Below are 14,651 nucleotides of genomic sequence, written 5' to 3'. Positions count from 1 at the left end.
GGTTGGTGGTGTCACAACGGGGTGTGGTCAAAGATGGGGAGCATCATGGGGTCGGTCTCGATGCAGAATCAAACACAGGCGGGTTCGCGCGGCGAGCGCATGTCGGCGTTCGTCGATGGTGAATCGCTCGATGAAATGGGTGATGTCAGCCAGTTTCTCGCCGAACTGAAAAGCGGCGAACGCGCGGCGTGGTCGGCTTATCACCTGATCGGCGACGCTCTGCGTTCGGACGATCTCGCGGTCAGCCCGGCGCGCAGCAGTGCGTTCATGGCCGCATTCTCCGAGCGCTTCGAGGCCGAAGCGCATGTGCTGGCGCCAGCGGCGCTGCCCGCCGCAGCGGCGAAAGCGCGTGGCGGCATGCTGCGCCGTCGCGTGATGCCGGCCTTCGCGGTAGCGGCGGCGGCCGCCACACTGACGTGGATCGTCGTACCGCAACTGCAAGGCGTGGGCGGCCGCTCTGGCACGCAGGTGGCGAGCGTCGCACCGGTTGATTCGATGCAGCGCGTGGCGCTCGCGTCGGTGCCGGCGGCAACCACGCGCTCGCCGATCGTGGAAGCGAACATCATCCGCGATGCCGATCTCGATCAATACCTCGAAGCGCATCAGCAGTTCTCCCAGCAGCCCGCGATGCCCGGTTCCATGCCTTTGATTCGCGCGGCGGCTACGTCGCAGGGCCAATAATTTGATGCTGAATGTGCGGTTGAATAAAAAAAGTTACTGGGGGCGGCTGCCGGCGTTGATGCTTTGCGCAGCCGCGTTGTTGACAGCGGCAACTAGCTCCTATGCTCAGGGAGACGATCCCGCCGCCGTTCGCAAGTCAGCCGCCAGCCTGCTCAACCGCATTCACGAAGCGGCCCAGCAGCAAAATTACGAAGGCACGTTCGTTTATCAGCGCGGCGCGACGGTTCAATCGTCGCGCATCACGCACGTCGCCACGCGCGGCGACGGCGAATACGAATCGCTCGAAAGTCTCGATGGCGCGCAGCGCAAGATGCTGCGTCACGACGACGACATGTTCACGTTCGTACCCGAGCGGCATCTTCTGGTCGTAGAGCATCGGCAAAACCGGGATTCCTTCCCGGCGCTGCTTTCGACCAGCGGCGACCAGGTGCTCTCCGTCTACGAGCCGAAGCTTCTGGGCAACGACCGCGTCGCGGGCGTCGAAAGCCAGGTGCTGGGACTCGATCCGAAAGATTCCTATCGATTCGCCTACAAGCTCTGGGCCGACGCGAAAACCGGTTTGCTGCTGCGCGCGCAAACGCTCGATCCGGACGGTCAGGTGCTCGAACAGCTTTCGTTCTCGCAAGTGCGCATCGGCGGGCCGATCGACAAGACGCCGATCGCGAACGGAATTCGCGGCACGTCGGGCTGGACCATCGTGCGACCGCCCGTGCAACCCGTCGACATGGAAGCGCAAGGCTGGCAACTGACGCCGAATATCGCGGGTTTCCGCAAGATTCGCGAGCTTCGTCGTCCGATGGCGTCGAGCCAGCAGGGCCAGCCGCCGATTCCGGTCGATCAGGCTGTGTTTTCCGACGGACTCGCGACGATCTCCGTTTTTGTCGAGCCGGTGGAGAAAAATACGCGCAAGGAAGGCGCGGGCAATAGCGGCGCCACGCATGTTCTGGTGAAGCGCCGCGGGGATTTCTGGATCACCTTGCTGGGTGAAGTGCCGCAAGCCACATTGCAGCAATTTGCTTCTACCATAGAATACAAGCCTTCCAAGTAATCCAGATCCCGGCCTCCAACATATGAGCAACTTCTCGCTGCGCAAGTTCATCGCGGCCGCGGCGCTCGCCGTGTGCCTGCCGTTCGTATCGCAATCTGCGTCGGCGGTGCCCACGGTGAACCTGCCGGACTTCACGACGCTCGTCGACAAGGTGGGGCCCTCGGTCGTGAACATTCGCACGACCTCGCGCGTGGGTTCGGGCAGCGATCTGCGCGGCCTGCCGCCGGGTCTCGATGAAGGCGACATGTCCGAGTTCTTTCGCCGCTTCTTCGGCATTCCGATGCCCGGCCAGCCTCCGCGTGGCGGTGGTGGCGGCGGCGGCAACAACGGCGGCGGCAGCGGCGGCGACCAGGGCAAGGGCGGCAGCCGCAGCGCGCCGGACGACAACCAGGACAACTCGGAACAGAGCAGCGGCGTCGGCTCGGGCTTCATCCTTTCGACCGACGGCTACGTGATGACCAATGCGCACGTCGTCGACGATGCGGACACCATCTACGTGACGCTCACCGACAAGCGCGAATTCAAGGCGCGGCTCGTCGGCGTCGACGAGCGCACGGACGTGGCCGTCGTGAAGATCAGCGCGACGAATCTGCCGGCGATCACCATCGGCGATTCGAACAAGGTGCGCGTCGGCGAATGGGTGCTCGCGATCGGTTCGCCGTTCGGCCTGGACAACACGGTGACCGCGGGCATCGTCAGCGCGAAGGGGCGCGACACGGGCGATTATCTGCCGTTCATCCAGACCGATGTCGCCGTGAATCCGGGCAACTCGGGCGGTCCGCTCATCAACATGGCGGGCGAAGTGATCGGCATCAACTCGCAGATCTACAGCCGCACGGGCGGCTTCATGGGCATTTCGTTCGCGATTCCGATCGATGAAGCGATGCGCGTGGCGGATCAGTTGAAGACGTCGGGCAAGGTCGTGCGCGGGCGCATCGCGGTGGCGATCGGCGAAGTGACGAAGGATGTCGCCGATTCGCTCGGGCTGGCGAAGGCGCAGGGCGCGCTCGTATCGAGCGTCGAATCGGGCGGTCCGGCGGATAAGGCGGGCGTGCAGCCGGGCGACATCATCCTGAAGTTCAACGGCCAGAACGTCGAGACCGCGACCGATTTGCCGCGCATGGTCGGCGACACGAAGCCCGGCACGAAGACCACGCTGACGATCTGGCGCAAGGGCCAGACGCGCGATCTGTCGGTGACGATCGCGGAGATGCAGCCGGACAAGGTCGCGAAGACCGAGCAGAAGAAGGCGCCGCAGCCGAAGGAGCGCGCGAGCAATTCGCTCGGGATGGCGGTGAGCGACATTCCGGCGGATCAGAAGAAGGCGCTCAAGCTGTCGAGCGGCGTTCAGGTCGATGCCGTCGAAGGACCGGCGGCGCGCGCGGGCTTCCAGAAGGGCGACATCGTCATGCGCATCGGCGATACGGATATCACGAGCGCGAAGCAGTTCCAGGAAGTCGCGCAAGGTCTGGACGCCAGCAAGATGGTCGCGATTCTCGTGCGTCGCGGCGACAACACGCAATTCGTGCCGCTGCGCCCGCGCGTGCCGGCGCAGAAGTAAGCGCATGACTTCGGCTTCGGGCGCGCCTTTTGTCCTGTACGGGCGCGCCTGGTGTCATTTGTGCGAGGACATGCGTGCCGAACTGGAGCCGATCGCCGCGCATCACGGAAAGGCGATCGAATGGATCGACATCGATGAAGATCCGCTGCTGGAGGCGCGCTACGACGAGCGCGTGCCGGTGCTCACGCTCGACGGCGTCGAGTTGTGCCAGTACCGGCTCGACGCACGCGCCGTGTACGTGGCGCTCGGCGTGCGTGAGCCGTGAGTCCGGCCGAGGCGAAATCCGCCGGGGCAACCCCGTTTTCGGCTAAAATGCTGAAGTTTTCCCCAAATTTTCAAGGCGTGCTCCGCGTTGGTGAGGGCGCGCCTTTTTCGCTTTTTTCGGGCTTGCGGCACTGAATGGATCATATTCGTAATTTTTCGATCATTGCGCACATCGACCACGGCAAGTCGACGCTCGCCGACCGCATCATCCAGTTGTGCGGCGGCTTGTCCGACCGTGAGATGGAAGCGCAGGTGCTCGATTCGATGGACCTCGAGCGCGAGCGCGGCATCACGATCAAGGCGCAAACTGCGGCGCTCACCTACAAGGCGCGCGACGGCAAGGTCTACAACCTGAACCTGATCGACACGCCGGGGCACGTCGACTTCTCCTACGAAGTCAGCCGCTCGCTGTCCGCGTGCGAGGGCGCGCTCCTCGTCGTCGATGCGAGTCAGGGTGTCGAGGCGCAAACCGTCGCGAACTGCTACACCGCGATCGAGCTGGGCGTCGAAGTCGTGCCGGTGCTGAACAAGATCGACCTGCCGGCGGCGAATCCCGAGAACGCGATCTCCGAAATCGAGGACGTGATCGGCATCGACGCGACCGACGCCGTGCATTGCAGCGCGAAAACCGGTCTGGGCGTCGAGGACGTGCTCGAATCGCTGATCGCGAAGGTGCCGCCGCCGAAGGGCGATACGGAAGCGCCGCTGCAGGCGCTCATCATCGATTCGTGGTTCGACAACTACGTCGGCGTCGTGATGCTGGTGCGCATCGTCAACGGCACGCTGAAGCCGAAAGACAAGATCAAGATGATGGCGACCGGTGCGCAATACCCGGTCGAGCACGTCGGCGTGTTCGCGCCGAAGTCGACGAACCTCGCGCAGCTTTCGGCGGGGCAGGTGGGCTTCGTGATCGCGGGCATCAAGGAACTGACGGCCGCGAAAGTGGGCGATACCGTCACGCTCTCGACCCGCGCCGCCGAAGCGCCGCTGCCGGGCTTCAAGGAAGTGAAGCCGCAGGTTTTCGCCGGCCTCTATCCGGTCGAGGCGAACCAGTACGACGCGCTGCGCGAATCGCTCGAAAAGCTGAAGCTCAACGATGCCTCGCTGCAATACGAGCCCGAAGTGTCGCAGGCGCTCGGCTTCGGTTTCCGCTGCGGCTTTCTCGGTCTGCTGCATATGGAAATCGTGCAGGAGCGGCTCGAGCGCGAGTTCGACATGGACCTCATCACCACGGCGCCGACGGTGATTTACCAGGTCGTGCAGCGCGACGGCACGACCATCTCCGTCGAGAACCCGGCGAAGATGCCGGAGCCGCCGAAGATCGAGGAAGTGCGCGAGCCGATCGTCACCGTGAACCTGTACATGCCGCAGGAATATGTCGGCTCGGTCATCACGCTGTGCACGAACAAGCGCGGCCAGCAGATCAACATGCAGTATCACGGCCGTCAGGTGCAGTTGACCTACGAAATCCCGATGGCGGAAATCGTGCTCGACTTCTTCGACCGCCTGAAGTCGACGTCGCGCGGCTATGCGTCGATGGACTACGAATTCAAGGAATATCGCGCGGCCGACGTAGTCAAGGTGGATATGCTCATCAACGGCGACAAGGTCGATGCGCTGTCGGTCATCGTGCACCGCTCGCAGAGCCAGCACCGTGGCCGCGAAGTGGCGTCGAAGATGCGCGAACTGATTCCGCGTCAGATGTACGACGTGGCGATTCAGGCGACCATCGGCTCGAACATCATCGCGCGCGAGAACATCAAGGCGCTGCGCAAGAACGTGCTCGCGAAGTGCTACGGCGGCGACATCTCGCGCAAGAAGAAGCTGCTCGAAAAGCAGAAGGCCGGCAAGAAGCGCATGAAGCAGGTCGGTTCAGTCGAAATCCCGCAAGAGGCTTTCCTGGCGATTCTGCGCGTCGATGAATGACGCCGGCGCCGCGAGGCAAACAACGATAACAACCGGAAGCGATTGATGAATTTCGCATTGATTCTTTTGATTCTCGTCGTATTGACGGGTATTGCATGGGTGCTGGACAAACTGGTGTTTCTGCCGCAACGGCGGCGCGCCGCCGAGGCCGCGGTGGCCGAGTTCGATCGCCAGCAGGAGCGCGTCGGCGAGCGTTTCGCCGATGAAAACGCCGCGCAGACGCGCGCCCGCCTGCGCGACGACAAGCTGCGCCAGCCGTGGTGGCTCGAATACACGGCGAGCTTCTTTCCGGTGATTCTCGCGGTGTTCGTGGTGCGCTCGTTCATCATCGAGCCGTTCAAGATTCCGTCCGGCTCGATGGTTCCGACTTTGCTCGTCGGCGACTTCATCCTCGTGAACAAGTACGAATACGGCCTGCGCATGCCGATCACCAACACGAAGATGACGAACGGCGGCCCGCTCAAGCGCGGCGATGTCGTGGTGTTCCGCTACCCGAAGGACGAATCGGTCGACTACATCAAGCGTGTGATCGGTTTGCCGGGCGACACGGTCGCGTATGAAGACAAGAAGCTTACGATCAACGGCAAGCCGGTGCCCGAAACCCCGCTGCCCGACTATTTCGACGACGAGCGCATCGGTTACGCGAAACAGTTCGAGGAAGACCTCGACGGCCGCAAGAACGCGATCCTGAACAATCCGCAGGTGCCGCCGTTCGTCGTCGGCGCTGACGACTTCCCGTTCCGCGACAACTGCAACTACAACGCGCAGGGCGTCACGTGCAAGGTGCCGCCGGGCAACTACTTCATGATGGGCGATAACCGCGACAACAGCGCGGACAGCCGCTACTGGGGCTTCGTGCCGGACAAGAACATCGTCGGGCGCGCGTTCTTCATCTGGATGAACTTCAGCAACCTGAAGCGCATCGGCTCGTTCCAGTGATATCCGCAACGCCGGCTCGTCCCGATAAGACAGCCGGCGTTCGTCTCGATAAAAACAAGCTTCGAAACGGCGTGAAGAAGCACGGCTAACACCGTCTCGCCACGCGTTTTCCGGCGTGGATCGGCGGAATCGTCCGCCCGCGCGCCCGCGTTATACTCTCTCCATGCCATCTTCTCCGTTGGAAAGCCGGCTGCGGTACGAATTTCGCAATGCGGAATTGCTGCGCCAGGCGATGACCCACCGCAGTCACAGCGCCACGCACAATGAACGGCTCGAATTTCTCGGCGATTCCGTTCTAAATTGCGTGGTGGCGGCGCTTTTGTTCCAACGATTCAGCAAACTCGACGAAGGCGACCTGTCGCGCGTGCGTGCGAATCTGGTCAAACAGCAGTCGCTTTACGAAATCGCGCAGGCGCTCAACGTGTCCGAAGGCTTGCGGCTCGGCGAAGGCGAACTGCGCAGCGGCGGCTTTCGCCGTCCGTCGATTCTCGCCGATACCCTCGAAGCGATTTTCGGCGCGATCTTCCTCGACGGCGGTTTCGACGCCGCGTACACGGTCATCAAGCGGCTCTACACGCCGGTGCTCGATCACATCGATCCGCGCACCATCGGCAAGGATGCAAAGACGCTGCTGCAGGAATATCTCCAGGGACACAAGATCGCGCTGCCGACCTACACGGTCATCGCGACTCATGGCGCCGCGCACAATCAGCAGTTCGAAGTCGAATGCACGGTGCCGAAGCTCGACGTGAAGGTGTCGGGTTCCGGCGCGAGCCGCCGCGCCGCCGAACAGGCCGCCGCCAAGAAGGCGCTCGACGAAGTGGCGGCCGCCGCGTCGACGCTCGGCGTGAAGCCGAAGCGCAAGGGCGCGCGCGCCGCGAAACAGGTCGAACCGGAAGTGGTGCCCGGCGTCACCGGCATCCAGACGGCGCTCGATCTGCGTTCTCCCGACCGGCGCGAGCGCCATCATGGTCCGCATGGCGCGCAGGCTGCGCAGGAACGGCCGGCCACCGCGCCGCTCGCCGTGATCCGCGCGACGCATGTCGAGCCGTCCGCGAGCGCCTATGCAGTCGCCGACAAAACCGAACGCGCCGTGATCCACAAGCCGGAAAAAACAGCGAAGAGCGATTCGACGGAGCCGTCCGAGCGCAGCGCGAACGCAGACAAGCCCGCACCTTCCAACGATCGCGAAGACGATTCCGCAGCCGACACCGAAACGAGTAACGCCGCGGGCCCTGATGCGACCAGCCACGTCGTGCGCGCCGCCGACGCCGGCCACTGACGCGTGTTGCCGCGCCTATCGCGCACACGCGCCCCAACGATTTATTGCCGCACACATCTATGAACGCTCCTACTTCTTCTGGTTTCCGCTGCGGCATGGTCGCGATCGTCGGCCGTCCCAACGTCGGCAAGTCGACGCTGATGAACGCGCTCGTCGGTCAGAAGGTGAGCATCACCTCGCGCAAGGCGCAGACGACTCGCCATCGCATCACCGGCATCAACACGTTCGAAGACGCGCAGTACATCTTCGTCGATACGCCCGGTTTCCAGACGCGCCACAGCGGCGCGCTCAACCGCTCGCTGAACCGCGCGGTGACGTCGACGCTGACTTCCGTCGATGCGATTCTCTTCGTGATCGAAGCGGGCCGTTTCGGTCCCGACGACCAGAAAGTGCTCGACCTGATTCCGGCCGGCACGCCCACGCTGCTGATCGCGAACAAGCTCGATCGCGTCGGCGACAAGGATTCGCTCTTTCCCTTCATGCAGCAGATGTCGGCGCTGCGTGACTTCCGTGAGATCGTGCCGCTGTCGGCGAAGCATCCGGAGGACATCAAGCGGCTCATGTCGGTCATCAAGCCCTATCTGCCGGAAGGCGAGCCGATCTACGGCGAGGATGATCTGACCGATCGGAGCGAGCGTTTCCTCGCGGCCGAAATCCTGCGCGAGAAGGTTTTTCGCTGGACCGGCGACGAGTTGCCGTACACGAGCACGGTGCTCATCGACAAGTTCGAAACCGAAGGACGTCTGCGCCGTGTCTTCGCTACGATTCTCGTCGACCGCGACACGCACAAGGCGATGATCATCGGCCAGAAGGGCGCGAAGCTGAAGCAGATCAGCACGGAAGCGCGACTCGACATGGAGAAGCTCTTCGATGGTCCCGTGTATCTCGAAACCTTCGTCAAGGTGAAGAGCGGCTGGGCGGATAACGAAGCGGGCCTGCGCGCATACGGCTACGAGTGATGCATGGACGACGGCTCGAACGACGCCCGGATGATTCCACCCGCCGATGATCGTCCCGCCGACGATTTCGACGCGGACGAGCGCCCGGCCGCGCGCGCCGTGCCGAAGCCCAGGCGGACGTCGTCGTCATCGTCCGTTGCCGGGAGCGGCGAGAAGCGGCCGCGCGCCGCGCCGCGCTCCGACTTTCGTATCGCCGAGCAGCCGGGCTTCGTGCTGCACAGCTATCCGTATCGCGAGACGAGCCTCATCATCGATGTGTTTTCGCGCGATTTCGGCCGCGTCGCGCTCGTCGCGAAGGGCGCGAAGCGTCCGCATTCCGCGTTGCGCGGCGTGTTGCAGACGTTTCAGCCGCTGGGTCTCTCCTGGTCCGGCAAGGGCGAAGTCCGCACCCTGACGACCGCCGAATGGGTCGGCGGCATGCTGCCGCTGACCGGCGACGCGTTGCTTTGCGGCTTCTACGTGAACGAGCTGCTCGTCAAGTTCTGCGCGCGCGAAGACGCGCATCCGGCGCTCTTCAATCATTACGTGCTGACGCTCTCACGCCTCGCGCACGACGAGCCCGCCGTGCAAGTGTTGCGTTCGTTCGAGCGCGTGCTTCTGCGCGAAACCGGCTATGCGATGAATCTCACGCGCACCGTCACGCGCCAGCCGGTCGTGGCCGAAGGCCGCTATGTGTTCGATCCCGATCGCGGCGTGCGCGAAGCGTCCGACGATCTTCCCGCGGCCTGGCCGGTGATTTCGGGCCAGACGCTCATCGACATGGAACGCGACGACTACACCAGTCCGCAGACGGCCGCGCAGAGCAAAACGCTGATGCGCTTCCTGCTGAACCATTACCTGGGCGGCACGCCGCTCGCCACCCGTCAGATATTGATCGACCTGCAAAAACTATGAGCTTCTTTCTCTCATCGCCAGCGAGCGTGATCGATCTGGGCGTGAACATCGATCACGTCGCCACGTTGCGCAATGCGCGCGGCACGACGTATCCCGATCCGATCCGCGCGGCGCTCGCCGCCGAGGAAGCGGGCGCCGACGCCATCACGCTGCACTTGCGCGAGGATCGCCGCCATATCGTGGATGCCGATGTGCGCACGCTGCGGCCGCTTCTGAAAACGCGCATGAATCTCGAGTGCGCGGTGACGCGCGAGATGCTCGACATCGCGTGCGAGATCAGGCCGCACGATGTCTGCCTCGTGCCGGAAAAGCGCCAGGAGGTGACGACCGAAGGCGGCCTCGATGTCGCGGGCCGCTTCGAGGAGGTGAAGGCCGCGTGCAGGCAGCTCGCCGATGCGGGCGCGCGCGTATCGCTTTTCATCGATCCGGACGAGGCGCAGATTCGCGCCGCGCACGAAGCGGGCGCGCCGGTGATCGAACTGCACACGGGCCGATATGCCGAAGCGCACGACGAAGCCGAACAGCAGCGCGAGTTCGAGCGCGTCGCGGCGAGCGTCGATTTCGGCAACTCGCTCGGGCTCAAGGTGAACGCGGGCCACGGACTGCACTACACGAACGTGCAGGCGATCGCCGCGCTGCCGGGCATCGTCGAGCTGAACATCGGGCACGCGATCGTCGCGCACTCGATTTTCGCGGGCTGGGACAACGCCGTGCGCGAGATGAAGGCGATCATGGTCGCGTCGCGCCTCGCGTCGATCCACGCTCGCTGAGCACGTCATGGCCATCTACGGAATCGGCACGGACGTCGTGCAGGTGAGCCGCGTCGCGGCGGTGATGAGGCGCACGAAAGGACGCTTCGCCGAAAAGGTGCTCGGCCCCGACGAGTTGCGCATCTATCACGCGCGCAACGCGCGCTCGGAAGTACGCGGGCTCGCGTTTCTCTCGACGCGCTTTTCGGCCAAGGAAGCGTTTTCGAAGGCAATCGGCCTCGGCATGCGCTGGCCGATGACCTGGCGCGCGCTGCAGACGCTCAACGAGCCGAGCGGCAAGCCGATGATCGCCGCATCCGGCGAGCTGGCCGAATGGCTCGCGCAACGCGGCATCACGGCGAAGGTCACGGTCAGCGACGAGCGTGACTACGCGGTGTCGTTCGTCATCGCGGAAGTGCCCGATCAGGCCTGAGTTCAATCCAACTAACGCACAAGAAACCAATTGAATCCGATGAAACGCATTCCCGGGCCCGTCATGTTCGACGTTGCCGGCACGACGCTGAACGACGCGGATATCGAGCGCCTCACCCATTCGATGACCGGCGGCATCATTCTGTTCGCGCGGCATTTCGAGAACCGCGCTCAGCTCGTCGCGCTGACGGATGCGATCCGTGCGGTACGCGACGATATCCTGATCGCCGTCGATCACGAAGGCGGGCGCGTGCAGCGCTTTCGCACCGACGGCTTCACGGTGCTGCCCGCGCCGGGCAAGCTCGGCGAACTGTGGGACCGCGACGTGCTCGCCGCGACGAAAGCCGCGACCGCGTTCGGCTACATGCTCGCGGCGGAGTTGCGCGCGTGCGGCATCGACATGAGCTTTACACCGGTGCTCGATCTGAATTACGGGCAGTCGAAGGTCATCGGCGATCGCGCGCTGCACAGCGATCCGCGCGTCGTGACGATGCTCGCGAAGAGCCTGAATCACGGCCTCGCGCTCGCCGGCATGGCGAACTGCGGCAAGCACTTTCCGGGTCACGGTTTCGCCGAAGCCGATTCGCACGTCGCGCTGCCGACCGACGATCGCCCGCTCGAAGAAATCCTCGCCACCGACGTGCGTCCGTACGACTGGCTCGGCATGTCGCTGTCATCGGTGATTCCCGCGCACGTCATCTACACGCAGGTCGACGATAAACCCGCCGGCTTCTCGCGCATCTGGCTGCAGGACATCCTGCGCGGCAAGCTCGGCTTCAACGGCGCGATCTTCAGCGACGACCTTTCGATGGAAGCGGCCCGCGCAGGCGGCACGCTCACCGAAGCGGCCACTGCCGCGCTGACGGCGGGCTGCGACATGGTGCTGATCTGCAATCAGCCGGAAGAGGCGGGCAAGGTGCTGGAGCAGTTGCGCTATACGCCGCCGAAGGCATCGGAGCAGCGCCTGAGGCAGATGCGTCCGCGCGGCAAGGCGCTGCGCTGGAGCAAGCTGCAGGCGCACGCCGACTATCAGGCGGCGCGCGCACTCGTCAAAGAGATGCTCGGCTAAAACGAAAACGCCACGATCTGAATCGTGGCGTTTTTGCTTTTGGCGCCGTCGTGAATCACGACGATTCCAGCTTCATCCTCTGCAGCTTGTTGTAGAGCGTCTTCGGGCTGATGCCGAGCAGCGTCGCCGCGCGATGGCGCGTGCCGCCGACCGCTTCGAGCGTCGCGCGGATCAGCATGTCTTCGACATCGGCGAGCGCGGTGCCGACTGTCACCTGCACGCTGCTGCCGTTCAGGCCGCGTCCGCCGAGCCCGCCCGGCTCATCGACGCGCAGCGTCTCGATGGTTTCGCCCGACGCGTGATACGCGCGCCGCACGCGCTCGCGCATCTCGCGCACGTTGCCCGGCCATTCGCTAGTGATGCACTCGCGAATGAACGCCGGACTGATGCGCTTCGGCGAGCCGCTCGTGATCCCGGCGATGTGATTCTCGCGGTTCAGTTCATCGACGAGCGTTTCCGCGATCAGGGCGATGTCGTCGTCGCGATCGCGCAGCGGCGGCAGCATGATCGACGACGCCGACAGGCGCTGAAACAGATCCTCGCGCATCGCGCCGCTCGCGACCGCCTCGCGCATCGGCAGGCGGGACGCGGCGATCAGCCGGAAGTCCGTCATGATGCGGTTGCTGCCGCCGACGCGCATGAAGGTCTGCGAATCGAGCGCGCGCAAGAGCGCTTCCTGCTGCGCGGGAGGCAGCGAATCGATCTGATCGAGGAACAGCGTGCCGCCGCCCGCCTGTTCGAGCAGGCCCGGCTCGCGGTTCTCCGCGCCGGCGAACGCGTTGCGCTCGTGACCGAAGAGGATGCTTTCCATCGAGCGCTGCGAGCCGTCGCTATTGCGGCTCGCGGAGCAATCGAAGGTGACGAACGGGCCTTTGCGTCGACGGCTCAGCTGATGAATCGTGCGCGCCGCGATCTTCTTGCCCGTGCCCGGCTCGCCGCAGATCAGCACGGCGGCTTCTGTCGGCGCGGTGTGCTCGATCAGGTCGTAGACGTGCTGCATCGCGGCGCTGCGGCCGATCATGTCGCCGAAATGGCCCAGTTCGCGCAACGTCGAACGCAGCGCCTGGACTTCCTCGGTGAGCTCGTATGGTCGCGGTATGCGGGCGAGGAGGCTGCGCAGACGCGGAATGTTCACCGGCTTCAGCAGATAGTCCCAGATGCCGTGCCGCAGACCTTCGATCGCGCTTTCGACCGTCGCATTGCCGGTCATCACGATGACGGGCAGCGCGCCATCGGGCGGTTGCGAGGGCAGGCTCGGCAGCAGGTCGAGGCCGGAACCGTCCGGAAGATTCAGGTCGATCAGCACGACATCCGGAATGAAGCGGGTCAGCGCGGAGCGCGCCTCGGCGAGCGTCGTCGCTGTATCGACGGAAAAGCCGTCTGCCGTGAGGATCGCGGACAGGCCGGAGAGGCTATTGGGATCGTCTTCGACAATCAGTGCGTGTGGCATGGCGGACCAACGTATCAAAGTGGACTGTAGTGCGCCGTCTCCGCGTGGGATCGGGCGGTTCGTGGGCGGGAAACGGCGCCTCGTTCCGGCGTCTGGCGCGTCACTCGCTGCGGTTTTCGTCCTGCGTTACTCGTTCGTCATCTCTGGTGCTGCGCGCGTCATTGCGGCCTGAGATGCAATTCGTTGCTGACGGATTGCACGCCCGGCACGCCACGCGCCACGGCGAGCGCTTTTTGAATCTGTACCTCCGAATCCACATACCCCGACAACTGCACGACGCCGCGATAAGTCGCGACGCTCATCGGCAAGACCTTCAGCGCCGGATCCGCGACGAGCGCGGCTTTCACACGCGCGGCAAGCGCTGCGTCGTCGGTGGCGATATCGCTGCCTCCGTTCGTGTTCGCCGATGTCACCGGGGTGGACTTGCAGCCGGCAGTGAAAGCGAAGGCGGGCAGGGCGAGCGCCGCGACGATCAGAAACCGGCTCTGGATGAAAGGCGTGCTGTGCATGTCGGTTCTGAATTCTGGATTTGCACGTTCGAGCAGAAATCGTGCCAAGCAGTTAATTTTGCCGATGAAAGCGAATCGCGCGGGCCGGACGCGGATGCTTGCGTGGATTGTCGACAAAACTTATCGGGGCGCGACCGGTAAAGTTTGCCTGAATTTGTCAAAAAATTCATGCAAAAGAAAAAGCGCCCGCGAAGGGGCGCTTTTTTGGAATGGCGGCGAGCCTTTTACAGCGGCCGCTCCGCTTACGATGCGGCGGCGTGAGGCTTACGCGCGGCTGCGATATTCGTTCGTGCGGGTGTCGATTTCGATCTTGTCGCCGATGTTGCAGAAGAGCGGCACTTGCAGTTCGAAGCCGGTGTTCAGCTTGGCGGTCTTCAGCACCTTGCCGGACGACGTGTCGCCCTTGACGGCCGGTTCCGTGTAGACGATCTCGCGAACCAGCGTGGTCGGCAGCTCGACCGAGATGGCCTTCTCGTTGTAGAACACGACTTCGCAAGCCATGCCGTCTTCGAGGTAGTTGAGCGCGTCGCCCATCATTTCGGCTTCGACTTCGAACTGGTTGTAGTCGGCGTCCATGAAGACGTACATCGGGTCCGCGAAGTACGAGTACGTCACTTCCTTGCGGTCGAGCACGACGACGTCGAACTTGTCGTCCGCCTTGTAGACGGTTTCCATGCCGGCGGCCGTCAGCAGATTCTTGAACTTCATCTTGACGACCGCGGAGTTGCGGCCCGATTTGTTGTACTCGGCGCGCTGCACGACCATGGCATCGTTGCCGATCATGACGACGTTGCCGACGCGGAGTTCTTGTGCGGTCTTCATAAAACTAGGTCCTGTACAAAAGGATTTGGCTTGAATGCCTGGAATGAATCGATCGGACGGCGGCGC

At 63.7% G+C, this 14,651-nt stretch carries 15 protein-coding genes; 12 read left to right on the top strand and 3 right to left on the bottom strand.

The genetic code is table 11. The features are described from left to right. Positions 1-45 precede the first annotated feature (45 nt). From QCE73_RS09870 to nagZ, 12 genes are all read left to right on the top strand, one after another. Entirely contained in the window at positions 46-681 is a 636-nt protein-coding gene (locus tag QCE73_RS09870) for a sigma-E factor negative regulatory protein (protein ID WP_309881000.1), read from the top strand. A 4-nt stretch (positions 682-685) separates the two neighbouring features. Continuing rightward, on the top strand, positions 686-1,729 hold the full coding sequence (locus QCE73_RS09865; RefSeq protein ID WP_309880998.1) for a MucB/RseB C-terminal domain-containing protein: 1,044 nt from the start codon (positions 686-688) through the stop codon (positions 1,727-1,729). Positions 1,730-1,751: 22 nt separating this feature from the next. Then, entirely contained in the window at positions 1,752-3,290 is a 1,539-nt protein-coding gene (locus QCE73_RS09860; protein WP_035501669.1) for a DegQ family serine endoprotease, read from the top strand. A 4-nt stretch (positions 3,291-3,294) separates the two neighbouring features. Beyond that, positions 3,295-3,555 (top strand): glutaredoxin family protein, encoded by a 261-nt coding sequence (locus QCE73_RS09855; RefSeq protein WP_309880995.1) that lies wholly within the window; start codon positions 3,295-3,297, stop codon positions 3,553-3,555. A 134-nt stretch (positions 3,556-3,689) separates the two neighbouring features. Next, the gene (gene lepA / locus QCE73_RS09850; RefSeq protein ID WP_035501666.1) at positions 3,690-5,480 is read left to right on the top strand and encodes a translation elongation factor 4; all 1,791 of its coding nucleotides are present in this window, start codon (positions 3,690-3,692) and stop codon (positions 5,478-5,480) included. A gap of 45 nt (positions 5,481-5,525) precedes the next feature. Further along, on the top strand, positions 5,526-6,419 hold the full coding sequence (gene lepB / locus QCE73_RS09845) for a signal peptidase I (RefSeq protein WP_035501663.1): 894 nt from the start codon (positions 5,526-5,528) through the stop codon (positions 6,417-6,419). A gap of 163 nt (positions 6,420-6,582) precedes the next feature. Beyond that, a complete protein-coding gene (rnc, locus tag QCE73_RS09840) occupies positions 6,583-7,701 on the top strand; it encodes a ribonuclease III (protein WP_309880992.1) in 1,119 nt (372 codons plus the stop codon). Positions 7,702-7,760: 59 nt separating this feature from the next. Further along, positions 7,761-8,660, top strand: coding sequence for a GTPase Era (gene era / locus QCE73_RS09835; protein WP_238215425.1), 900 nt, complete (start codon positions 7,761-7,763; stop codon positions 8,658-8,660). A 3-nt stretch (positions 8,661-8,663) separates the two neighbouring features. Beyond that, a complete protein-coding gene (recO, locus tag QCE73_RS09830) occupies positions 8,664-9,554 on the top strand; it encodes a DNA repair protein RecO (protein ID WP_309880989.1) in 891 nt (296 codons plus the stop codon). Beyond that, positions 9,551-10,324 carry a pyridoxine 5'-phosphate synthase gene (gene pdxJ / locus QCE73_RS09825; protein ID WP_309880988.1) on the top strand — a complete coding sequence of 258 codons (774 nt, stop codon included), beginning with the start codon at positions 9,551-9,553 and terminating at the stop codon, positions 10,322-10,324. Before recO ends, pdxJ begins: the two co-directional genes overlap by 4 nt. Positions 10,325-10,331: 7 nt before the next feature. Beyond that, positions 10,332-10,736, top strand: a complete 405-nt coding sequence (acpS, locus tag QCE73_RS09820; RefSeq protein ID WP_035501657.1) for a holo-ACP synthase — start codon at positions 10,332-10,334, stop codon at positions 10,734-10,736. A gap of 39 nt (positions 10,737-10,775) precedes the next feature. Then, entirely contained in the window at positions 10,776-11,804 is a 1,029-nt protein-coding gene (gene nagZ / locus QCE73_RS09815; RefSeq protein WP_309880986.1) for a beta-N-acetylhexosaminidase, read from the top strand. A gap of 55 nt (positions 11,805-11,859) precedes the next feature. On the opposite strand, the gene QCE73_RS09810 is transcribed toward nagZ, so the two are convergent. The 3 genes from QCE73_RS09810 to efp all read right to left on the bottom strand — a co-directional run bounded on the left by QCE73_RS09810 (position 11,860) and on the right by efp (position 14,585). Beyond that, positions 11,860-13,254 (bottom strand): sigma-54 dependent transcriptional regulator, encoded by a 1,395-nt coding sequence (locus QCE73_RS09810; protein ID WP_035501655.1) that lies wholly within the window; start codon positions 13,252-13,254, stop codon positions 11,860-11,862. Between the two features lie 158 nt (positions 13,255-13,412). Beyond that, a complete protein-coding gene (locus QCE73_RS09805; RefSeq protein ID WP_309880984.1) occupies positions 13,413-13,763 on the bottom strand; it encodes a BON domain-containing protein in 351 nt (116 codons plus the stop codon). Between the two features lie 264 nt (positions 13,764-14,027). Continuing rightward, positions 14,028-14,585: an elongation factor P gene (gene efp / locus QCE73_RS09800; RefSeq protein WP_035501653.1), complete on the bottom strand. Its 558-nt coding sequence runs from the start codon at positions 14,583-14,585 to the stop codon at positions 14,028-14,030. Positions 14,586-14,651: the final 66 nt, after the last annotated feature.

Source organism: Caballeronia sp. LZ029, from assembly GCF_031451275.1.
Taxonomy (GTDB): Bacteria; Pseudomonadota; Gammaproteobacteria; order Burkholderiales; family Burkholderiaceae; genus Caballeronia; species Caballeronia jiangsuensis.
This window is presented reverse-complemented; position numbering and strand designations above follow the sequence as displayed.

Coding starts and splice junctions, on each gene's coding strand:
- QCE73_RS09810 (WP_035501655.1), bottom strand. CDS start 13,254: ATGCCACACGCACTGATTGTCGAAGACGATCCCAATAGCCTCTCCGGC.
- lepB (WP_035501663.1), top strand. CDS start 5,526: ATGAATTTCGCATTGATTCTTTTGATTCTCGTCGTATTGACGGGTATT.
- lepA (WP_035501666.1), top strand. CDS start 3,690: ATGGATCATATTCGTAATTTTTCGATCATTGCGCACATCGACCACGGC.
- recO (WP_309880989.1), top strand. CDS start 8,664: ATGGACGACGGCTCGAACGACGCCCGGATGATTCCACCCGCCGATGAT.
- QCE73_RS09805 (WP_309880984.1), bottom strand. CDS start 13,763: ATGCACAGCACGCCTTTCATCCAGAGCCGGTTTCTGATCGTCGCGGCG.
- efp (WP_035501653.1), bottom strand. CDS start 14,585: ATGAAGACCGCACAAGAACTCCGCGTCGGCAACGTCGTCATGATCGGC.
- nagZ (WP_309880986.1), top strand. CDS start 10,776: ATGAAACGCATTCCCGGGCCCGTCATGTTCGACGTTGCCGGCACGACG.
- QCE73_RS09865 (WP_309880998.1), top strand. CDS start 686: ATGCTGAATGTGCGGTTGAATAAAAAAAGTTACTGGGGGCGGCTGCCG.
- QCE73_RS09855 (WP_309880995.1), top strand. CDS start 3,295: ATGACTTCGGCTTCGGGCGCGCCTTTTGTCCTGTACGGGCGCGCCTGG.
- QCE73_RS09860 (WP_035501669.1), top strand. CDS start 1,752: ATGAGCAACTTCTCGCTGCGCAAGTTCATCGCGGCCGCGGCGCTCGCC.
- acpS (WP_035501657.1), top strand. CDS start 10,332: ATGGCCATCTACGGAATCGGCACGGACGTCGTGCAGGTGAGCCGCGTC.
- QCE73_RS09870 (WP_309881000.1), top strand. CDS start 46: ATGGGGTCGGTCTCGATGCAGAATCAAACACAGGCGGGTTCGCGCGGC.
- rnc (WP_309880992.1), top strand. CDS start 6,583: ATGCCATCTTCTCCGTTGGAAAGCCGGCTGCGGTACGAATTTCGCAAT.
- pdxJ (WP_309880988.1), top strand. CDS start 9,551: ATGAGCTTCTTTCTCTCATCGCCAGCGAGCGTGATCGATCTGGGCGTG.
- era (WP_238215425.1), top strand. CDS start 7,761: ATGAACGCTCCTACTTCTTCTGGTTTCCGCTGCGGCATGGTCGCGATC.